The organism is Aliidiomarina sanyensis (genome assembly GCF_003987175.1).
In the GTDB taxonomy this organism is placed as follows: Bacteria; Pseudomonadota; Gammaproteobacteria; order Enterobacterales; family Alteromonadaceae; genus Aliidiomarina; species Aliidiomarina sanyensis.
Genome location: NZ_PIPM01000002.1, coordinates 172562 through 195164 on the forward strand (window position 1 = coordinate 172562; position 22603 = coordinate 195164).

At 51.6% G+C, this 22603-nt stretch carries 18 protein-coding genes; 6 read left to right on the forward strand and 12 right to left on the reverse strand.

All coding sequences use genetic code 11. The features are described from left to right. Positions 1-206: 206 nt before the first annotated feature. Positions 207-2378 (forward strand): M3 family metallopeptidase, encoded by a 2172-nt coding sequence (locus tag CWE11_RS03070; protein ID WP_126776132.1) that lies wholly within the window; start codon positions 207-209, stop codon positions 2376-2378. A 131-nt stretch (positions 2379-2509) separates the two neighbouring features. Further along, positions 2510-3298: an amidase family protein gene (locus tag CWE11_RS03075; protein ID WP_126776133.1), complete on the forward strand. Its 789-nt coding sequence runs from the start codon at positions 2510-2512 to the stop codon at positions 3296-3298. Here the strand turns inward: CWE11_RS03075 and CWE11_RS03080 are convergent. From CWE11_RS03080 to CWE11_RS03125, 10 genes are all read right to left on the reverse strand, one after another. Beyond that, entirely contained in the window at positions 3212-3748 is a 537-nt protein-coding gene (locus CWE11_RS03080; protein ID WP_126776134.1) for a protein tyrosine phosphatase family protein, read from the reverse strand. The genes CWE11_RS03075 and CWE11_RS03080 overlap by 87 nt on opposite strands. Before the next feature lie 37 nt (positions 3749-3785). Continuing rightward, entirely contained in the window at positions 3786-4679 is an 894-nt protein-coding gene (locus CWE11_RS03085; RefSeq protein ID WP_126776135.1) for a copper resistance D family protein, read from the reverse strand. A gap of 14 nt (positions 4680-4693) precedes the next feature. Beyond that, positions 4694-5050 (reverse strand): copper resistance CopC family protein, encoded by a 357-nt coding sequence (locus tag CWE11_RS03090; RefSeq protein WP_126776136.1) that lies wholly within the window; start codon positions 5048-5050, stop codon positions 4694-4696. 19 nt (positions 5051-5069) lie between these two features. After that, positions 5070-6947, reverse strand: coding sequence for a 2Fe-2S iron-sulfur cluster-binding protein (locus CWE11_RS03095; protein ID WP_241971717.1), 1878 nt, complete (start codon positions 6945-6947; stop codon positions 5070-5072). Further along, a complete protein-coding gene (locus CWE11_RS03100) occupies positions 6848-7564 on the reverse strand; it encodes a hypothetical protein (RefSeq protein WP_126776138.1) in 717 nt (238 codons plus the stop codon). The genes CWE11_RS03095 and CWE11_RS03100 overlap by 100 nt, the downstream gene beginning before the upstream one ends. A 52-nt stretch (positions 7565-7616) precedes the next feature. Continuing rightward, positions 7617-10319, reverse strand: a complete 2703-nt coding sequence (locus CWE11_RS03105; protein WP_126776139.1) for a TonB-dependent receptor — start codon at positions 10317-10319, stop codon at positions 7617-7619. A gap of 350 nt (positions 10320-10669) precedes the next feature. Continuing rightward, positions 10670-14365 (reverse strand): efflux RND transporter permease subunit, encoded by a 3696-nt coding sequence (locus CWE11_RS03110; protein WP_126776140.1) that lies wholly within the window; start codon positions 14363-14365, stop codon positions 10670-10672. Positions 14366-14370: 5 nt separating this feature from the next. Then, complete coding sequence (locus CWE11_RS03115) at positions 14371-16218, reverse strand: efflux RND transporter periplasmic adaptor subunit (RefSeq protein WP_126776141.1); 1848 nt, start codon at positions 16216-16218, stop codon at positions 14371-14373. Next, entirely contained in the window at positions 16215-17534 is a 1320-nt protein-coding gene (locus tag CWE11_RS03120; RefSeq protein WP_126776142.1) for a TolC family protein, read from the reverse strand. The genes CWE11_RS03115 and CWE11_RS03120 overlap by 4 nt, the downstream gene beginning before the upstream one ends. A gap of 69 nt (positions 17535-17603) precedes the next feature. Next, entirely contained in the window at positions 17604-18026 is a 423-nt protein-coding gene (locus tag CWE11_RS03125; RefSeq protein WP_126776143.1) for a hypothetical protein, read from the reverse strand. A 158-nt stretch (positions 18027-18184) separates the two neighbouring features. Between CWE11_RS03125 and CWE11_RS03130 the strand changes: the two genes are divergently transcribed. The 3 genes from CWE11_RS03130 to CWE11_RS03140 all read left to right on the forward strand — a co-directional run bounded on the left by CWE11_RS03130 (position 18185) and on the right by CWE11_RS03140 (position 19873). Further along, on the forward strand, positions 18185-18574 hold the full coding sequence (locus CWE11_RS03130) for a hypothetical protein (RefSeq protein ID WP_126776144.1): 390 nt from the start codon (positions 18185-18187) through the stop codon (positions 18572-18574). Between the two features lie 13 nt (positions 18575-18587). Then, the gene (locus CWE11_RS03135) at positions 18588-19061 is read left to right on the forward strand and encodes an EVE domain-containing protein (protein WP_126776145.1); all 474 of its coding nucleotides are present in this window, start codon (positions 18588-18590) and stop codon (positions 19059-19061) included. 194 nt (positions 19062-19255) lie between these two features. Further along, the gene (locus CWE11_RS03140) at positions 19256-19873 is read left to right on the forward strand and encodes a glutathione S-transferase family protein (protein WP_126776146.1); all 618 of its coding nucleotides are present in this window, start codon (positions 19256-19258) and stop codon (positions 19871-19873) included. Here the strand turns inward: CWE11_RS03140 and CWE11_RS03145 are convergent. Further along, positions 19870-20853, reverse strand: a complete 984-nt coding sequence (locus tag CWE11_RS03145; RefSeq protein ID WP_241971707.1) for a YeiH family protein — start codon at positions 20851-20853, stop codon at positions 19870-19872. The genes CWE11_RS03140 and CWE11_RS03145 overlap by 4 nt on opposite strands. 116 nt (positions 20854-20969) lie before the next feature. Between CWE11_RS03145 and CWE11_RS03150 the strand changes: the two genes are divergently transcribed. Next, complete coding sequence (locus CWE11_RS03150) at positions 20970-21836, forward strand: DUF4097 family beta strand repeat-containing protein (RefSeq protein WP_126776147.1); 867 nt, start codon at positions 20970-20972, stop codon at positions 21834-21836. On the opposite strand, the gene CWE11_RS03155 is transcribed toward CWE11_RS03150, so the two are convergent. Then, positions 21833-22579: a sterol desaturase family protein gene (locus CWE11_RS03155; RefSeq protein WP_198675570.1), complete on the reverse strand. Its 747-nt coding sequence runs from the start codon at positions 22577-22579 to the stop codon at positions 21833-21835. The genes CWE11_RS03150 and CWE11_RS03155 overlap by 4 nt on opposite strands. Positions 22580-22603: the final 24 nt, after the last annotated feature.

Here is a 22603-nt window from a genome sequence, read left to right on the forward strand (position 1 = left end):
AGGAAATAACATCTCTCATGGTTTTATTTGTCATTTTCGCGACGAAACCCCACTTTTCGGTTATCAATGGAATAGCGCAGAACGAACAGCTCGCATATGATGGAGTGTCACCTGTCTTTAGGTACACCCAAACCACCTGCCCATAAACCTGAGATGCGAAGTTTCGACATGCGTTGAACAGCACCGGTCTATTTGAGGAATTATTCGTGAAAAAGACGCTACTTTGCGCCGCAATTGGCATGGCGCTTGCGGTTTCCGCCTGCTCTGAGCAACCAAACACCTACGCTGAATCAGAATCAGTGAATACTAGCGCAGCCTCGGCTGATGTCACCGCCAGCAATCCATTTTTTGCACCGTCGTCTCTGCAGTACGGTGCGCCTGATTTTCGGGTGATCGACGACGCGCACTTTATGCCTGCGTTTACCGCTGGATTCGCGGAGCATACGCAAGAAATTGAAGCCATTATCAATAATCCAGAAGCGCCCACGTTTGAAAATACTATCGTTGCAATGGAGCGGAGCGGACAGCTTCTCACTCGTGTATCGCGTGTATTTTCTAACCTAACGGGAACCGACAGTAACGAAACGCGTCGGCAAATCCAACGGGAACTCTCGCCTCTCATGGCTGCGCATTCGGACAGCATTAATTTAAATCCTGCGCTTTTTGCTCGGATCCAAGCCATTTATGACCAGCGCGAGCAACTGGATCTGGACCCCGAATCCGACCGGTTACTCGAAGTCTACTACAATCGCTTTGTTCGCTCGGGCGCAACCCTAACGGAGTCTCAACGCGATCAGATCCGCGCACTGAATGCCGAACATGCACAATTAACCACCCAGTTTTCACAAAACCAACTCGCGATTACGCGGGCCATTGCGGTTGTCGTGGACGATGTTGCCGACCTCGATGGGCTGAGTGATGCCCGCATTCGCAGCGCGGCGCAAGCCGCTGAAGCCGCAGGTCATGAGGGACAGTATTTACTCTCGATCACCAACACCACGCGCCAGCCGATCCTGACCTCGCTAAATAACCGAGAGCTTCGTCAGCGCGTATGGGAAGCATCTGCATTGCGTGGCACCCAAGGTGATTATGATAATCGCCCTTTGGTTGCCCGTTTGGCACAAATCCGAGCGGAGCGTGCACAACTTTTAGGATATGAGACCTGGGCTGATTATCAGTTGCAAAATACCATGGCTCAGACCCCACAAAATGTATTGGATATGCTCGATAGCATGGTGCCAAAGGTTGTAGAGAATACCTTGCAAGAGCAAGCGCAAATCCAAGAAATGATCGTCCGTGAAGGCGGCGATTTCGAAGTTCAACCTTGGGATTGGGAGTTCTACGCAGAAAAAGTTCGTCAAGAACTGTATGACTTGAACGAATCAGAAGTCCAGGAGTACTTCGAATTCAATCGTGTTCTCCATGATGGCGTGTTCTACACCATGAATCGTCTGTATGGCATCACGTTTGAGCGTCGTGATGACTTACCTGCATATCACCCCGATGTCGAGGTATATGAAGTATTTGACCACGACGGTTCGAGCCTGGCTATTTTCTACGCGGACTATTTTGCACGGGAAGGAAAGCGTGGCGGAGCTTGGATGAGTTCGTTTGTGGGTCAATCACACCTTCTCGATCAGAAGCCTGTAGTCGTTAATGTGATGAACATTCCAAAAGCACCTGACGGTGAGCCAACACTGATTACCTATGATCACGTCACCACAATTTTCCATGAAATTGGTCATGGTATTCACGGTATGTTCTCCAATGTTACCTACCCGACGTTGGCCGGAACCTCGGTTTCACGCGACTTCGTTGAGTTTCCATCAACCTTTGAAGAAGACTGGGCGGCGCACCCTGAAGTGCTCGCAAACTATGCGAAGCATTACGAAACTGGGGAGCCTATCCCGGCAGACCTGTTGGAGCGGGTGATGCAATCTCGGACCTTTAATCAGGGTTTCGATACGCTTGAATATATCGCAGCATCCTACTTGGATATGGAATGGCACATGCTCGCTGCAGATGCACCACTTCAAGACGTGGAAGCGTTCGAGGCACAAGCACTTGCTAAGCATGGTGTGGATTTAGCGGCGGTCCCACCACGTTATAAATCAACCTTCTTCAACCATTCAATTGGTGGCGGATACTCGGCCGGGTACTACGCGTACATGTGGAGTGAAATTTTGGCAGCCGATGCATTTGCATACGTGCAAAGCCAAGGTGGATTAACCCGCGAAAACGGCAACCATTACCGCCGCAATATTTTGGAAGTAGGTAACTCTCGGCCACCCATGGAATCTTATATTGAGTTCCGAGGCCAAGAGCCGACGACGGAAGCATTACTCATTCGTCGTGGGATTATCCCACGCGTGAACTAAGCGTTCCGTATTCAAAAAATTACGCCAACTAGGAGCCCGGATTTTTCCGGGCTTTTTTTCGTCTGAAAGACGCTGTGCAGATCCTTCAAATTGCGCTAACGTGAGAGAAATGGTTTCGCTTAGGACAGCTAATGCATGATTTGACGATTGTTCGCATCCAACGTGCACTGCGAGATGGCGATACGTCTTGTAGGGAGCTTGTTGATACGCTGCAAGCGCGGATTGATGCGCTAAACCCAAGGTTGAATGCGTATATCTACCAAGATATTGAAGCAAACCGGCGGCTTGCCGACCGCCGAGACCAGATGTCACCGGACACTTGGGGACCATTGCACGGGATACCCATTTCGATCAAAGAGTGCTTCTTGTGGGAGCAGACCCCAACCACGCTCAACTTTCCTCTTTTCAAAAACTACACGGCGAAGGAAACCTCGCGTTTAGTCAAAGGACTGCTCGATGCCGGGGCTATTCCATTGGGTAAAACAAACGTGCCTATTTTACTGGCCGATTCACAAACGTTTGGTCCTCTGTACCTCACTGCAAACAATCCATACGACCTGGATCGCACGCCGGGCGGGAGTACCGGAGGTGGTGCCGCGGCCGTTGCTGCCGGACTTTCAATATTTGAATTAGGCAGTGATATTGGGGGTTCGATTCGCAATCCCGCACACTACTGCGGTCTTTTCGGCTTGAAGCCAACCGAAAATGGTTATGCATCTGACGGTCATGTGCCGCCCATCATCACGAATCGACTCTGTTCCGACTCGGTGAGCTACTCGAACAAGAGGGCTTTCAATTCAGCCCTCCGTCCTTATAGGTCTTCGAGCGCAGTCTTATTGATGCGCCTCAACCTGCTCGCGAACATGTCGCTCGAGGGTCGTCAGGCCGTAGGTCTTGCCGAGTTCGATCGCGGCCTCTAAATCCATGTCTTGATGCCAAACAGCACGTAACGCAATCATGGCACCAACACGATTCCCACTGCCACAATGAAGGAGCGTTTTTTCACCCTCAATACGGGTGAGAACTTCGTTAAAAACGCCAACATAGGTCGGATTCAGGTCTGCTCCGCTAGCAATCGGAATGTGGAAATAGGCCATGGTTTCTTCCGTCGCCCATGCGGCAGGATTAAAGTCCTCCGTTTCAGAAGGCGGACGCAGGTTTACAACATTTACCACCCCAAGCTCTCCAAATGCAGTGAGCTGTTCTCGCGTCGGTTGCCCTGCCGAGAAGTGATTCTCATGAGGATGATGAATGTTAAAGACATCCGCGACAGACTCTGGAACCTTGGGGCTCTCATCTGCCGCGGCAGATAATCCGACCCAAGAGGCGAGCAAAAGCGCCAGCAATGTCGAATTGAGCATAACTTTCATGATGTGGTCTCCACGAAGTATTGGAACAAATTGTTCGTTAAGAATAGCCTATCACGACGGTAAACGTTGCCGTACATGAAAAGATCAACATGACACAGAGCATTTCTGCATAGATGACGCGACTGAGTCGCTGTGACGCGTTCGTTTCTTTTCGCTCAAGCGCCGGTACAAGCATAAACTTATTAACGGCTGCGCACAGGAGCAGCAGCCCGACCAGCAGCAATTTGAAGCTCAGCGCCAACCCGTAGGGTGTCATCCACAAATCACTAAGATGGTCCAGAATCCGCACAACCATGACGATTCCCGCGAGGGCCAGCGCGCCCACGATCCAAACTGCAATGTGTCCGAATCGTCCATACAGCGATTCCCACCCGTGGACCTGATTCGATACGCTGATCCGCCACAAGGGCAATAAGGCGCCAGCCCACATCGCAAATGCGCATACATGGATCAGTAACAGGGCTTTGACCCACCATACTTCTTGAGCAAGGTGTCCACGGACGGTGAAGCTCCACAGAAGCATCAGAAGGCCGATACCATATAAAAGTACGCTAGCTGGGAGTGGGAGCCGCCGAAACATCGCTGCGAGAATGAGCAAAAACCCAAGGGTTTGGAACAGCGCGGCGAGACCCGGCGGATCAAAAAGCAGAAAGAACGCAAGATCAACATCGAGCATTCCCCGCACACCTGCTTGATTGATGCTGCCGATAAATAAAAGAAAGGTAATCGGCGCGAGCAACAGCCCCATGAATGCGGACCAGCGCCCATAATCACGAAGCCATTCCTCAGAGACTGGATGGCATAAGGTTTCAGAACCACACATCGCAGTATGCTGACGCCACAGAACGAGGCAAAAAAAAGCCCCGACCGCGCCAGCTACTGCAACGTAAATGGCAGCCTGACTCACTGCTACCCAGAGGTCCCAAGTCATCGGACTAAGTCAACCTATTCTGTAGCAACCGTAAAACTCACAGTACCGGAAACACGATGACCGTCTTGCCCAATTAGAGTCCACGTCACGGTGTAGCGATCATCGGCCAGATCGGGGAGTGCGACTTCCACATGATCATTTTGCTGGCGTGAGCGGCTGAAATTAATATCAACCGCGCCTTCCACATCACCCTCAAGTTCGATCGATAACATTCGCACCGGTTCATTGTATTGCAGATGCAGCATGGATGGCGCACTCGCCAAGTGCGCTCCATCTTCCGGTGAGCTGCTGACCAAACGGCTGTGAGCATGCGCAACACTGGTTACTGCGAGCACAGCCCACACCACGATCAATACCAACATTTTCTTCATTCCGTTCGCTCCTATTCAATTAAATTCCAAAGTCATCGTAACGAATTCGGCTCCGATCAACGCCTAAATGTTCCAACATCTGAAGCGTTGCACTGAGCATTTTCGGCGGACCACAGACATAGAAGTCATAAGCAGAAATATCCTGCTCAGCGAGGAATGCGAGTGCAGCTTCGTGCACATACCCTTCCGCGCCCTGCCAGTCGCACGATTCGCGTTTATCCGACAGAACCGCCTCAAAGTGTATCATAGCGCGCTCTTTTAAGTGCTCGAACTCATCCACATATGCCAATTCCTGGCGATTTCGCGCACCGTAGAAGAAATCGATGGACCGCGGTGATGGCTCAGCAAGCTCTTCTTGGATCAGTGCCCGAAGTGGTGCCATCCCAGCGCCCCCGCCGATGAAAAACATTTTACGATCCGCTCCATGCAGCCGTTTAAAGTCACCATAAGGTCCTTCCGCCACAATTTTCTCACCCACTCGCATATTACATAGATACGTCGATCCGACCCCTGGACGATCGTGACCATTAGTCGCAGGCTGATAACGCACGGTAAACACGAGTTCACGAGCCGGTCCGGCAGTCGCCATCGAGTAACTCCGGCGGACATCTTCGTGCTCAAAAGTTGCCGCTTGAATATTTAGCCACTCCGGTGAAAATGCTTCGGGCACGTCATGGGGACGAGTAGATGTCGAGGCCGATGGGATCAAGAACTGCATATACTGACCCGCCGCGAAGTGCACATCCCCCTCTTCCACGATGAATCGAAGCTCTTTGAGCATGGGTGTCAAGAACTCACTGGACGCGAGCGTTAGCGTGTACTTACTTACATCTAGTTTTTTCACTCGCGCGGACGTTACTTTTCCAATTTGGTGTTGGCACGCAAGTCGATAACCTTGCGCAAGTTGCTCTGCAGATAACAGATCACGTTCGGCCGGTGTTATCGGTGTATCTGAATTCACCTCAACCACGCACAAACCACAGGTACCTCCACCACCACAGCCGCTTTCCACTGGGATATCCCGTTGTTGAAGCACCTGAAGTAATGTCTTATGTGCTTTATCTTTGAACGTCTTACGCTCCTGACCCACTTCAGCCTCAAAGGCAACTTGGCGGAAGCTAAAGCGCATCTCTCCTGTACCCAGCAGTTTGAACAAGAGAATCAGCCCGGATAAAGCAAACCACAAGGTCACAACACTCAATACAATGATGACTAAGTTATTAAAGTTCCGACCACCGGTGTAATCTATAAAGTGCAACCTGAACATCCAGTCAGCAACCACCCAGGGAGTATTTCTGTGGTCGATCACTTGGCCCGATACGCTATCCACGTATATCCGGGTGTTCAAATCGTCGTTATAGTCAATTCGGTATCCTTGACCTTCCCATCCATGCAACTCACGAGTTCGCGTAATTGAAGCAACCCGAATTGCCTCACCGGGGCCGGAATAAGTCGAGTTTGCGATATCGATCGCTCGATTTTGATGTGTTCTCCAGGGTTCGCCTGTGCGTCCATCAAAGTATGCCACGCCGTCTCGATGGTGAATCTCGACTTGTGGCACACCGACAACCAGACGCGTGCGGACCTGAGTGATTTCTTGCAGGTCTCCCCACCACGAAGAGTCCAGTTGTTCAAGCTGCTCAGCACTCAACGAGAAATGCGGTGGATGTTGATGATATTGATGACCTTTCATTCCATGGTGGTCAACAAGCGCAAAATACAACCCGCTGATTGTCCATAATAAAAGTTGAATTAAAATTAGCAGGCCGGTCCAACGGTGGAGCCATTGTAAAAATTTCATACGGGCTTCCTCCGTGAGGAACGTAAGGTTTGCACCAATAAGATCGTTCCGGTAAATGCGAAGCCAAAGGTTGCGAGAATAAAGGCACGCAACCACCAAGTGGTAATATCCACGCGGTCTTTGTAATCCATGATGTGAAGCATCCACATAATGTCAAAGCCACGCCAAAAATCGTGACGGCGCACCGTCATCTCACCGGTTTCCCGATGCAAATAGAGACTGGTATTTCCAAAATCGTCGAAATCAACACGCCAGATTGGCAAATGGTTCGGGTTAAGTTCCGTAGGGGCTTGATCTCGCAGCAGTTCGACTCGGGTGATATTGGGTTCGCCCTTTGCGTAAATCCGCTCGGCAAGTGCCCGAATATCCGTATCTTCAAGTCGGACTTCGGTAAAATGCTCTAACTCGACTAAGAACTTACGATCATGCTCATGAACCTGAGCGAGATATTGATATTCGCCTTGCACAAAACGATTGACTAACTTCACATCGTAGGCCTCTGGATAGCGCGCAATCACCTGCGGTAACTCCGACACTTTGGCCATATCTTGCAATGGTTGGTCAGCATTCTGTGTAAGATGAACGCCATGAATAAATGGTAATTTAACAATCACCATATACGCACCGGAAATGGCCCAGATGACCATCTGAATGCCCACGATGAGCGAAAGCCAGCGGTGCCACGTGCGATATCCGGAAGACTGCGTCTGCATAATTTTTCCTCAAAAATAATGCGGTGAGGGTTGCCCCTCACCGCGCTGCATCTTAGAACTGATAACGCAGTTTCAGGTACATTTGACGTCCCATTAGGTCGTACGTCATGGTATCTGTGTTCGCATCCGTCCAGCTTCGGATATAGGGTGCTTTCTTATCAAACAAGTTGTTTACCCCTGCACTCAGTGTCCAGTTGTCATCAAAGAACCAAGCACCTTGCACATTGTGGTAGAACACATTGGAAACGCTTGAACCGATATCCCCAGGCGATGCATTAATATCGTCTGCAGAACCAATCATGCGAACGCCATAGTGGAACTGCCAACGATCCGCACTGAAGGTCGCAGATGCATCCGACCGCAGGCGTGTGAAGCTTCCACTTCCACCGGTGATTTTTCCGGCATAACGGATCGGATTCGCACCCTCAAATGGTTCTAACGTGTACTCATCCAAATAGGTCATATTCAGATTAAACCGCGCATCCAAGCCAAATAGCTGAGTCCGGTAATACACCGAAGCATCGACACCCGAAATGGTCTCCGTGGCCACGTTGTCGGGCTGTGCAGACAAGAAGTTGACTGCACCCGTCAGTGGATCGCGGGTGAAGGTGTCAGAACTACAGAAAGGATGCGAAAGGTTTTCCGAGTTGTAGCAGGCGGCCAACTTCGTTGAGCCCGCCACGCCTCGGATGGCATTTTCAATCTTGATATCAAAGTAATCCAAGGTGAACTGCAAACCTTCTACGAATGGGACATCCCATACCAAACCCGCGGTGAATGTATTCGCGTCCTCAGGTTGCAAATTGGGATTTCCCCCGGTGCGGGTCAGTACCGTTGAACCCGCTTGGGTATATCCGGCTGGCACGCCATCGGCTTGGCAGTTCGCCGCAACGGTTGGATTCGCACCAGGCTGATCCCACCCCGAGCATGGATCTGTCGTGGTTAGGTTTCCTTCACCAATACCGCCGAATAACTCGGGGATATTTGGCACTCGGAAGGCTGTCGACTGAGTCGCACGGAGCTTCAGATGATCATTGACGGTCCAGTGCAAACCGAGCTTGTAGTTTCCATCACTCCCAAAGGTATCGTAGTCAGAATACCGGTAGGCTAGGTCAAGAGCGACATAATCCGCGAAATCACGGTCAACAATCAACGGCAGTGAAGTCTCGACATATGCTTCGGATACCGTATATTCGCCCCGCAGTGGCTCCTGACGGTTCGTATTCATAATACCGGCTACGACTGAAGAGTCAGGTTCACGCCAACCGGTCTCTTTGCGATGCTCAATACCAAATGCGATTGGAATCGAGCCGTTGCGCGTTTCAAACAGATCACCCGCGATGTTTGCGGTCAGTGAGCGCTGCTGATTACCACCGTAATCATTGATCCGGAACAGAATGTAATCCAAGGCTTCTTGGGACATATTACCCAAGCCGATCAAATCAGCACATGGAACGCCATTACCACAGGTTTCTGGGTCAATTGCCCGCGCTAACCGTTCGAGATTGGCAATATTATCTGCGGCGTCGTTTCCAGTGGTGCGACCGAAATTATACGCAACCTCCCACGCCCAGTTGTTGTCATATAGTCCGTTCAGTCCCGTCACAAAACGGAATGTGTTGACGTCCTGCTCAAAGTGACGCGGGCCTGCTTCTTCAAGACGGCGCTGTACAATGCGAATGTCTTCGCCCACTGGGTTATCCGGATGATCCGCTGAGTAATCAATGTTCCGCACGGTTCCTGGCGTGGCAATCTGATTGGACTGACGGTTGTTGAAAAGAACCTCGGCAAATGCATAGGTCTCTTGGCCGATACGGTAGTCACCAAAACTGGCGAAACTGAGTGTCGTGACCGGGTTTACCGCATTCAGCATGTTGAAAAAATCAACGTTATGCACGGCGGCACTGTAGGTCTCAAAACCCTTTGGATCGCCGCCCGGCGTTTGATTAAAGTTGATTTGACGGCCCGTTTCGGGACCACTGGTGATGACCGCTCGGCCGCCCGGAGTCGCTGCGCTACCAAAACAGTTCAGTTGTCCGGGAGATGTTTCAGCCAACGCACAGGCTGCGCGATCCGCCATGTTGACTTCGCTGGTTGATCGATAACTTAAGGTGGTGGTCAGCCGGCCGCGATCCGAGCTGGTACCGAACATCATATTAAGCGATGTTTCTTCTCCATCACTCTTATCGGTGCTTGCAAAACGCCCCTCGGCCATAAAGCCTTCAAAGTTTTTGCGCGTGATGATGTTCACCACACCCGCCACCGCATCTGCACCATAAATTGCTGAGGCACCGTCTTTCAATACTTCGACCCGCTCAATCATTGCAACGGGAATGGTATTTAAGTCCACTGCGGCATTTGCCCCGGTACCGCCATTCACGACGCGTCGACCATTCAGAAGAACGAGGGTCCGGTTGACGCCGAGTCCCCGCAAGTTGACCTGGGTTGTACCCCAACCGCCGCCAACCCAATATGCGCTGGTTTGGTTGCCGCCAAACCCTGCGGAAGCAGACATCTGCTGAAGCAATAACTCCATCGATGTGACGCCTGATAGTTCAATATCTTCTGCCGTAAATACTTGAATCGGTGCAGCACTTTCCGCTTCGGTCCGCAATACACGTGAACCCGTGACGGAAATCCGTTCGATGCGTTGTTCAGATGCTTCCGTTGCGTCTTCGAGTTGCTGCTGAGCTGTTGCAACACCGGAAAGCGTAGCAACACTCACCGCAAGTGCAATTGTTGATAGTTTATGCATGTTCATAATTTCCCCCGGCGTGAGCCTTGTTGTTATTTAATGCACTTTATTGATAGCAGTGATCTCGTTGTATATGCAACTTGTTTTTGTTCGAATTTTGTACTTATACAACTGTTTTTATTCTTATTTTTTAAATAAACAATCCCGCAAGATGCCGCCATTTGCGTTCTTGTATATATAACTTTTGCGCGATTCGCATGTATTTCAATGAGTTTTCTTAATTGTTTGAACTCTCCTTTTGCTGAGTTGTATATGAATACATATATTCAATATCTGAATAAAAATATTATTCTTGCGCCCAAATAGTTTAAAAAATCTACGACTACTGGGCGCAAGTCTCCTTTCTTTCTTTAGCCTGCGTGTTTTTCCATTCGTTTGACGCGCCATTCTTCGCGCCAGCTATACAGAACTGGGACCACAAACATGCTCAACACCACGAACGTCAAGCCACCCACGGTTGGGATCGCCATCGGTATCATCAAGTCGGCTCCACGGCCCGTTGCTGTAAGAACTGGGAACAGTGCGAGGATGGTCGTTGCGCTCGTCATCAAACAAGGACGGACCCGTTGCAATCCAGCTTCCACGACACGCTCGCGCACCGCTTCAATCGTATGGCTGGACCCCTCACTAAAGCGCTGTTTGAGATAGGTAGCCATGACCACGCCGTCATCCACGGCAATCCCGAACAACGCCAGGAAGCCAACCCACACGGCGACACTTAGATTGGTGACATCGAATTGGAAGATCTCACGCAGGGTTACACCTTGCGTAATAAAGGGCAGCGTAAAATTGGCAAACCAGCTTTGTCCGTAAAGATACAGCATGATAAATCCGCCACCCCAAGCAACCGCTATTCCGCTGAAGACCATCATGGCGGTGCTGACCTGCTTAAATTGGAGGTACAGCAAAATGAAGATCAAAATCAGCGAGACCGGAATGACCACCTGCAGCGTTTCCATCGCACTTTGTTGCTGCTGATAGCTTCCAGCGAAGGTGTAACTGACCCCTGCGGGTAATCGCAGTTCGCCTCGATCGCGAGCCTGTTGCAAATGGTTCCGAGCGGCCTCGACTGCATCGACCTCGGCATAGCCGCTTGCGGCACCGAAGGTCACGTACGCCGTCAGGAACGTATTCTCCGAACGAATCATTTGTGGACCGCGTTCAAATCGTATGTCCGCCACCTCTGAGAGGGGGATTTGCGCCCCATTCCCCGTGGTCACTAAGATGTCGTACATGGCATCGATGTCGTGCCGCAATTCACGCTGATAACGCACGCGAATCGGGTAGCGTTCGCGCCCTTCAACGCTCAGCGATACCTCAACCCCGCCAATCGCCGCATTGATGGTATTTTGAACGGCGTAAACGCTCAGGCCATAGCGCGCAATGGCATCCCGGTCGAGATGGATTTCCAAGTACGGACTTCCCACAACCCGCTCGGCATTCACCGATCCCGAATTGACGCCTGGCGACTCACGCAGCACGCCCTCAATCGCTATGGCGGCGCGTTCTAATGTCGCGAGATCAGGCCCTTGGACCTTTACCCCCATTGACGCACGCATCCCGGTTTGCAACATCAGCTGTCGCGTTTCAATAGGCTGCAGACGCGGCGCTGAGGTTACCCCTGGGACTTCAGCCGCACGGACAATTTCATCCCAAATGTCGCGCGGGCTTTGAATGTGATCACGCCATTGGCGGTATGGGCGTCCTCGTCGGTCAGGAATCAAATTACCGTCCTGATCACGCACAAACTCACCTTGGCGATCCACTTTGAAGCTCAGTCGCCGGCCGTTCTCATCAACCTTAAATTCACTCTTGTAGTTGATCACAGTCTCAATCATGGAAACCGGTGCAGGATCCAGGGCGGTTTCCGCTCGACCAATTTTCCCAACCACAGTGTCTACTTCAGGAATCGCAGCGATCGCCTTATCTTGCTGGCTCAGCACATCCATAGCCTCGCCAATCGACGCATGCGGCATCGTCGTTGGCATGAGCAAGAATGAGCCTTCATCAAGCGGCGGCATAAACTCACGCCCCAGGCCGGGCATGATGATCAGACCCGCAGCAATGACCAACGCAGGAAGCGCTAAAAAGATAGCCTTAAAGCGCAGACACCAACGCAGCATGGGTTCGTAGAACCGAATAATCAGTGAGAATCCACCCACCACACCCACAAACATAAGTGCGACGAAAAGCACATTCCGTATGGTTCCAGCGGCAGGGCCTAGCGGCTCCCATAGATTCGCAAGCACCACCAGCACCACGATGGTTAATGCGCCATATAGCCCACGATAGAGCTGTTTTCGTTCAGCGAGCCAACGATCCACCGCTTGCATTCGCTCGCTTAAGACCATCCGCAGCATGACGGGGACGACCACGAGGGCAAGGACGATCGCGGCCAAGAGCACGAGCGTTTTCGTATAGGCAAGTGGCGTAAATAGCTTCCCTTCAGCACCGGTCATGGTGAACACCGGCAGGAAGCTAATCACCGTGGTAGCAATTGCAGTCAAAACTGCGGGGCCCACTTCGCGCGCGCCATTGACCACGGTTTCCGTAATATCTTGCTGAGGATTGTTGCGCCGCAATCGCAGAATATTGTCGGTGACAATAATCCCCATATCGACAATGGTTCCAATGGCTATCGCAATCCCAGCCAGCGCCACGATATTCGCTTCAACACCAAGGAGCCGCATACCGATGAACGTCATCAAGACCGCGAGTGGGAGCATGGTTGCAATAGTCAGCGCTGCCCGTAAATGCAGCAACATGATGAGGACCACTGCTGCCGTGATAAGCAACTGCTGCATCAAGGCATCATTTAGCGTCCCCAAGGTTTCCATGATGAGGGTTGAGCGATCGTAAAACGGGACGATCGTGACTTGACTAAGATTTAGCCAATCTGGCCACCGGTCTTGCGGATGTGCTTGCAGCCACTCGGTCCATTCACGCTGGTTCGCATCATCAAAGTTAAAGGTTGCCGCTTGATACCCTGGCAGACCTTGCTGACGCGCAAACTGGCTGACCTCCGCAGGACTTACTTGCTCCCAGTCCACAACAGCCCGAGCAGGAAGCGAATGAGCAATTTCATCGATACGCTGCTTAGTGTTTTCAATGGCTGCTAAAGGATTGAAGCCCTCGCGAACCGTCACAATACCGCCGACGGCCTCTGCACCAGCCACATCCAATGCACCGCGACGTTCCGCAGGTCCAAAACCCACTGTTGCGACATCCGAAACCCGAATGGGTGTGTTATCACTCGCCAGACGCACCACGGCATCTTCAATATCTGCAATGGATTTAATGAAACCAACCCCGCGGACCACGTATTCCACTTGATTGATTTCGGTGGTGCGCGCGCCGATATCCAGATTTGATTCGGCCACCGCAGACATCACCTGTTCGAGGGTCACGTTATAGAAACGCAATGCATCGGGATCGACATCAATCTGGTACTCCCGAACATACCCGCCGATGGAAGCAACCTCACTGATGCCCTCCGCAGCGAGAAGCCCATAACGAACATACCAGTCTTGCACCGACCGCAGTTCATCGAGATCCCAGCCACCGATCGGGTTACCTTGCGGATCACGCCCCTCGAGGGTGTACAGGTACACCTGCCCCAATCCAGTTGCATCGGGCCCAAGAGCTGGCTGAACGCCCTCAGGTAGAGTTCCGGCCGGGAGGCTCGCCAATTTTTCTAAAATTCGAGCTCGTGACCAGTAAAACTCAATGTCATCATGGAAGATGACTGAGATCGTTGAGAAACCAAACATCGAGAGCGTGCGAACATCCTTGACCCCCGGCACGCCCATCAATTGAACAGACAATGGATAACTGACTTGATCATCCACATCTTGCGGTGAACGACCCGGCCAATCGGTGTACACGATCTGTTGGTTTTCACCAATATTTGGAATCGCATCAACCGCAACGGGTGAGCGTGGGAATGAGGTTTCCCAATTGAACGGCGCAACAGCAACCCCAGCAAATATCACCAGGGCCGTTAACAACGCGACGATCAGCTTATTTTCCAGTAACCAACGAATCATTCGCGTTACCCTCCTTGACCAGGCAAGGCAGCAACCTGATCACCGCAACGCAACATTTGCGCGCCGAAATAAGGGTTCAGCAGTTGGTCGTCCCGCTGCAGCCAATCGGCTCCCTGACCGCGACGCGCCATTGGACAATGCATCCGATACAGGGTATCCGTATGAAAGCCTGCTTCTGCGAGTGCAATCATTCCTTGTGAGTGAACGAAGAACAAATCGCGCGCCGCGCGAATACCACTGACATGATGACTGTGGCCTTTGCCTTCAGATACTTGTTCTTGAACTGGAGACAATGCTGAAGTCCACTGAACTGCTTCCACCTCACTATAAAATAGCTCAGCTGCTGCTTGCCATGCGCTGAAGTCGTCGCTGTGTAGGGCGTCCCACATCGCGTGATACGCATCGAACAAATTTGCCATGCTCAGGTTTTCGTCAAAGCGAATGTCTGCAACCGCGTGATCATCATGCCCAGCCTGTGCGGATGCACCATGCGCTTGGTGATCATCGCCATTCGGACCATGCCCGTGGTGTTCATGCCCCGTCGGGCCGCCACCTTGTGGCGCCATCATGCTCGGACGACCGCGCAGTTGAAGTTCACTATCAATCCGGAATGCACCGCGACTAACGATCAGCTCGCCGGCTTCAAGCCCACTTAACACTTCGTAGCGATCACCCAAGCGCCGCCCGAGCTCAACAGTTCGTGCTTCAAATTCGCCACCCTCAGGCTCCATTTGGATGTAAACCACCGCCCGCTGCCCCGTGATCAATGCTGCCGAGGTTGGGATGGTCAGTACATCATCGACATGCAGTTGAACAGTGGCGCGCGTAAACGAGCCTGGCGTAATTCCTTGACCCGGATTTTCTAGCGCAACACGAACGGTACGAGTCCGACGATCCGCATCAATACGCGGTGCAATCGAGATAACTTCGCCCGCGTAGGTCGTACGTCCTGTACCCAGCGTAAACTCGATTTCCTGCCCCACCTGAATGGTGGCTAAATCGCGCTCGAATACTTCGAATAACGCCCAAAGCTTATTCTCATCCGCGAGTTCAAGGAGCGCATCACCGGTGTTTACATAATCGCCTTGACTAATATTGCGGGTGACGACCAAGCCTGCGCTCGGCGCGCGAATGGTAATGCGATCACGGGCTTCGCCACGCTCAATCACGTTGTTTATTTGCTCTTGCGTTAACCCCAACAGACGCAAGCGCTCGCGCGCTGCACGCAATGTCATTGCTTGCGAATCACGCAAAAATTCAGGCCCGCCCTGTGCTTGTCGATGCGCCTGAATTAGTTCTTGTTGAGCCACAAAAAGCTCCGGACTATAAAGTTCAACCAAAGGTTCATTGGCTTGCACATAGGCACCTGTGTAATTGACATAGAGGCGCTCGATTCGTCCCCCGGTCCAAGCACTTATGGTTGTGAGCGCACGCTCGTCAAACTCGATTTGCCCAGTCAGCCGGACTTCGTGATACGCGTGTCCCTGACGAACCGGCTCTGATTGAAGCCCGAGCAGCGCCAAACTACGTCCCGAGAATTCGATCCGAACGAATTCATCATCCGAACCGCCGGCCGCAACCGGAATAAGCTCCATACCGCAAATAGGACACCGGTCATTCGGGTCTGTACTGCGGAAGCTTGGGTGCATCGAGCATGTATATTCCTGAACACCACTTGCAAATGCCTCTTGCAGGTCATGGTCACTATGATCCGCATGGTCATGATCGTGCGCAGCATGGTCATGACTGTGATTGTGAGATGGTGTCTGGAATGCGATTCCGAGTGCCAAGGTGCCGACAACCATGACAATAAAGAGTGCCGCGATGGCATTCACAACATTAAACTTTTTCATAGAGCCACCTCATGGGAGTCTGATGGAACGACAAGGGCTTGAATCGTTGCCACGGCGGCAAGTTGATTCGCAAGTGCACGACGATACGCTAATGCGAACGCGAGCCACTCTTGTTGACTGGAAAGAACTTCAGCAAAGCTTGCAGTCCCATTACTGTATTGACTTAACACCGCAGCGACTGCCTGCTCGGCACGCTTCACTAGGACCTCTCCGTACAGCTGACGATTGCGCTCTGACTCGCGCCACTGATACAGCGCCATACTCAACTCTGCCTGCACTTGTAGTTTTGCGGCTTGGTATTGTGCTTGCCCCCGGCGGAAATCGGCCTCTGCGGAGTCACGGAGCGCACGATAATTCGAGCGCCAGATTGGAAGGGAAAATGAAACCATCCCAGCGAATGTGCCGTCACCCATGTCGGTGTCCATATACTCAACACCCAGCATAAGCCGTGGCAGACCTGCCGTGCCCGCAACGTCACGACCCACGTGCAACGCCTGTAATTCATATTTTGCCGAGCGCAAGGCTGGATTTTCAGAATGGATCATGGCGTACAGTTGTGCCGGTTCGACCGGTAACTGCGCGTAGGCTTGATGTGTTGATACTAGGTCAAAGTGATTGGGAAGTTCAGCATGCACATCGCGACCAAGTGCGCTGTTGAGCCGGGCCTGTTGCGAAAACAACATGGCCTCCAAATTGTCTGCTTCAGTGACCGCTTCATCGTGCGCATTTTGCACACGGAGTAGATCGCTCAAATTGACCGATCCTGCAGCGTACTGTTGCTGCACGATTTGCACCGATTGAGCCAGTAAGGCAATCACGTCCTGCTGAAGGCGCCGGTTCTCTTGCACATACAAGTATTCGCTAAATGCAGTGACGACGTCTGCTGCAAGGTCCGCTTGGACTTGAGCGAGACGCGCCTGTGCTGCACGCAATTCAGCGCGGGCTTGTTCAATCGCCATTCCACGACGATTAAAAATTGGAATATCCTGCCCCACCGCGAGCGTCCGGTAACCCGTATCATTGAGGCCTTGAGACAGGGTCACTTCCGGGTCCATCCAGGCGCCTGCAGCGGTGATCCCAGCTTGTGCTCGCTCAACCTCCGCTTGGGCAGCCAGCACGAGTGGATGGTGTGCTTGCGCGTGATGAATCAAATCCGCAATTTCCGCATTGACCGGCAGTGCAAAGGTCTTGGTTGGATTGGATTGCGTCGTGACGCGGTCAATGTCCGAATAATTCGGTTGATAGCTCGCGCAACCGACCAATGTAAGGACGGTGAGCAGCACACCTAAGTGCGTCAATCTTTTTGCTAAAAACATGGAGAAACTCCTGAATAATCAATCACAAACGAATCAAAACTCGGTTCGATTCGCGGTATTTCGATGTATTCAGGAAATAATAGGAGGAGGACTTACCTTGGCGAGCAATAAAGAATATCGTGAGGTCTTAGAGAATGCGCGATCATGTGCAACAAGCGGACGTTGTCCGATAACTGCTGAGGTAGCCGCACTACAACCATGACCCGACATCACACAATGACCACAGTCGGAAGAACACTCAAGAAAACAATCTGCAGGATCTTCACAACAGTCATTCATAACCGGCGATGAGGTCGCTTGTCGTTGTTGACGAATTTCAGCAAGCTTTGCAGCCATCATTTCACAATGGGCATCTTGCGTCTCGGCCGCGGCGTCTTGCATTGTGTGATGCGCTGGCGCAGTCATCTGGGCGCTAGGCATACTGGTGCTGTTGCCAGAAAACGGCAACAACAGCAATGACGCTAACGTGATGATCACAACCCAATGACGCATAAAATCTCCAATCCAAGTCCTTTCACTATACTCAGCGCCCCTGAATTTGCAAATCTTTAGTTGTGCATACAACCATAATTTCTCTTTTGTACTTCTCAACTATCTGACAAATCGACGTTTTGCGTCTAAGTTTAAAAGGAACCTTTTTGTGGAGATAAATGAAGATGACTGCAACCATGGCCATGGGCCTTGCCTCAATCCTGTTCTTATTTGCCATCATCATTGGCGTCATGCTCGCTTTTGCACGCTTTGGAAAAGATCGGAATCCCCCTCCTGTGCTGGTTTGGTGGCACGGCGCCTTTGCGATTCTTGGCTTCCTTATTCTTCTATTTGGAGCTGCATTTGTTGGATTGCCGGCGACCGCAAATACGGGTGTCGTTCTTCTCGCGCTCGCTGCACTGGGTGGACTGATCATGCACTTCAAATATGATCGCAAGCGTGCCTTGATTCCCGTGCCCATGGTTTGGGTCCATGGTGTAATTGCCCTCATTGGCTTCTTGATGATTCTGTACGCCATGCTTAATATCGCTGACACCACACAGATCTAACCCTTGGGTACATATGACAGCAAAGAACTATTGGCTCATGAAGTCCGAGCCTGACGAGTGCGGTATTGATGATTTTGCGCACACGCCAACTCAACCCATCCACTGGGATGGCGTGCGCAATTACCAAGCCAGAAACTTTATGCGGGATATGCGGATTGGTGATCGCGTGTTCCTCTATCACTCAAGCTGCAAATTCATTGGTATTGCGGGGATAGTGGAGGTGGTCAAGGAGGCCTACCCAGATCCGAAGCAGTTCAATCCCGAATCGGCTTACTTTGATCCTAAATCCACTTTGGAGAAACCACGGTGGGATGCAGTTGACCTGATCTTTGTCGAGAAATTTCCCAAGGTCATATCCTTGGACCGACTTAAATCGATTAAGGCGTTAAACGAAAACCCACTCGTAAAAAAGGGGAATCGACTCTCTGTGATTCCCTTTACGTCCGTTGAATGGGAGGCAGTCCATGCCACCCGAAACCTATCCTAACCGCCTCTATTCCTGAGCGGCACGCGGCGCTCAGTTCGCCGCTCAAACTTGATCGCAATCGGCTTAAAGAACAGGTTCGCAAGAAACGAGGAGAAAATTTGATATGGATCATCACTTCCAGAGAACGACTCCTTCGTTATACTCTGTCTTACAATAAGCCATGAATATGAGCTGTCGCCATAAGGAAAAAGCCTGTGAAAATATATGAAACCGCTACCGCCCCAAATCCGCGCCGAGTTCGCATGTTTCTTGCTGAAAAGGGCCTTCTAGACGAAGTGGAGTTTGTGCAGATTGATTTGCAAAAAGGAGAAAATCTCTCCCCGGAATTCACTGCGAAAAACCCCATGCGCAAGGTGCCTGTGCTTGAACTTGAGGATGGGATCTGTATTAGTGAAACCATGGCGATTTGTCGGTATTTTGAAGAAGCATATCCAGAGAGCACCGCACTCCTTGGCCGCTCGGCATTGGAAAAAGCGCTCGTGGAACAATGGTTACGTTGGGTCGAGTTCTATTTTGCCGTTCCTACGGGGATGGCGTTTCAACACACCAGCGGATACTTTAAAGACCGAATGAAGTGTTTTCCGGAATGGGGCGAAGACTGCAAAACGGCAGTCACAAAGTTCATGGGCTTTCTGGACTCCCAACTTAGCACTCGCTCATACCTTTGTGGTGATGCCCTGACCATCGCAGATATTAATGCCTTCACAACTGTGCAATTCGCACGGGTGATCAAAGTTCGGATTCCGGACGACCACCCACATTTACAGGCTTGGCATGACCGGATGCTTGCTAGGCCTTCCGCGAAAGTTTAAAACGCAACCCACCAGAGCGTTCCACTGGCGACCAAAAGCCAAAGCAAAGTCGCCAGTGCAATCGGCTTGAATCCTGCTTGTTTGAGCTGCGCGAGTGATAGACTTGCGCCAATGAAGAACAAACAAAGCGCTAGCAAGTGGCGGGCTCCCTGAAAAGCAAACGCATACACGGGCTGGCCTTGTGGAATCAAGGCAGCAATCATGATGGCCAGAATATACAGGACAATGAATAAGGGAACTCCTGGAACAATTCCAACTGCAGACGAGCTCGGGTGAGTCCGGCGGTACCACCAAGCAAAAATCAAGACAAGTGGCACGATAGCTAACGCGCGCGTCAATTTTAGCGTGGTAGCAACCATCAGTGATTCATCCCCGTACAACTCGGCCGCAGCGACCACGGAGGAGGTGTCGTGGATCGCAAGGGCTGCCCAAATCCCAAACTGCTCTTGGGTCAGCCCAAATGCGTGTCCAACCGCTGGAAAAGTCCACAGCGCGAGGGCATTGAGTACAAACACACAAGCCAGCGCGACGGCAATCGATTCCGCTCTGGCGCGAATGGCTGGAGCAACGGCGGCAATGGCGCTCCCTCCACAAATTGCGGTTCCTGCACTAATCAGCTTTCCGCTCGTGGGTTCGACACGGAACAACTGGGTCAGCGCCAGCCCTAAAATAATGGTTCCTGTGATCACCACGACGAGTAGACCGAGCTGACTCACACTCGCACTCAAAGCAACCGAGAGATTCACCCCAAATCCCAGTCCAACGATCGCCACCGCCAATAATTTCTTCACCCACACGGCCGGCTTAACTTGCGGAGGGACCCAGCCAAAGAGCGCCATCAAAATTCCTAAAACCAATGCATAGGACGATGAGATGAGCGGCGTCAGACTCAGCAAGGCGAGAAAAACAAAGACAATATGTTTGAGAGCAATCACTTGCATAAAGCGTTTGGATTTAGTCAGACCAATAGATGCTCTCATTAAAGCATACTTTTCAAGATATTCGCGTCTTGTGTGATTGTCATTTTCGACGGATACTTCCCAACGAGGGTCCAAGACCGGCAACTATGGACCACGCATGAATGAGGATTCATCGAATGAAAATCCAGTATATTGTGGCAGGTGGCTGCGTCGTTTTGATTGCATTGCACTTGGTTTCGAATGCGCAACCTCAAGCGAATAGCCGCTGCGCTGTCAGCAAGACAGAAACCTTTCAACTCAATGATAGCGATGCAAAGAAGTTGATCGTGAATATCGGACCGGATCGTGCCAATTTGAGGGCCGGCCGCGAGCGACAGGGTTCGATCACCGTTCGTTTTTGTGCATCCGATGACAACCGGATGCGGCCAATGGCAGCAGACCTCGTCATTGAGGACGAGATTGCGCAACTTCAATTGAATCACGGTGGGCAGTCGAACCGGAGTTCAACCAGCTGGTTTGGACGAACTCGCTCGTCCTACAGTTACTTCGAAATTGACGGGCAAGTGAATGCATTTACTGATTTGGATATCAGTGTTGGTTCAGGGAAAGCCGACCTTTTTGGCTTCTCAAATGTCAACGCAGTGCTCGGTAGTGGCGAAATTGATATTGCGGGTGTACCTAATGAAGTCAGAATCCAGGTCGGCAGCGGCAAAGCCGAGCTCGATAACATTGGCTCGCTGCGAGTTGGTTCAGTCGGCTCCGGTAAGATCGAAGTGGAACGCATCCGTGGTGACGCGGAAATTGGCAGCATTGGTTCCGGTAAAATTGAGTTGGAACGGGTCGATGGCGGCGTTACGGTTGGGACGATTGGCTCAGGGAGCTTCCAAGCCTCGCGAGTGCGCGGTAATTTATCAATCGGTAGCGTAGGTTCAGGTAGCATTCGCATTGATGACGTCGAGGGTGATTTCCATCTGCGCAGCAAAGGGAGTGGCTCGGTTCGTCACACCAACGTTCGTGGGAAAGTCACGGTTCCGAATCGTTAATGTTTCTCATGGTCGATATTGCGCCACGGTTGGCGCAATATCGCGGAGAGCGCGTTGTCCTTTTCGTCACGAAAATCCTCAAGTCCGAGCGTCATATCCTGATGACCCGCTTCCGGTTGATCGCGATAGGTTCGGAACAGCCGGTCCCACCATGGTAGGTTAAACCCGTAGTTACTGTTCGTTTCATGCGGATGCCACGAGTGATGCACCCGATGCATATCGGGCGTCACCACCCACCAGCGCAGAAGACGGTCAGCTCGTACCGGCAAACGAATATTACTGTGATTGAAGAGCGATGTGGCATTCAAAACGACTTCAAACAACAAGACCGCCACGGCCGGAGCCCCGATCAAAAGAACAGCGCCTATTTTGATGACCATTGATAAAATCATTTCCAGCGGATGAAAACGTAAGCCCGTGGTCACATCCACATCAACATCGGTGTGGTGCATTCGGTGTAACCGCCACAACAGCGGGACTCTATGGAACAGCAAATGCTGAAGCCATATCGCGAAATCAAGGAACAAAAAGGCGAGTGGGATCGCAAGCCAGAGTGGCGCTGCGAGCCAATTTAGCAGCCCGATGTTTTGCGCTTGTGCCCATAATGCAGCGCCAATAGCCGCGACCGGGAAAAGTAATCGCAGCGCGAGCGTATCAATTGCAATGATAGCCCCATTGGTGCGCCAGCGGCCTTTCCGGCCTCGCAGCAAGGCACGCTTTGGGGCAAGTCGTTCCCAACTCATGAACAGCACGACGAGGCCGAGAAA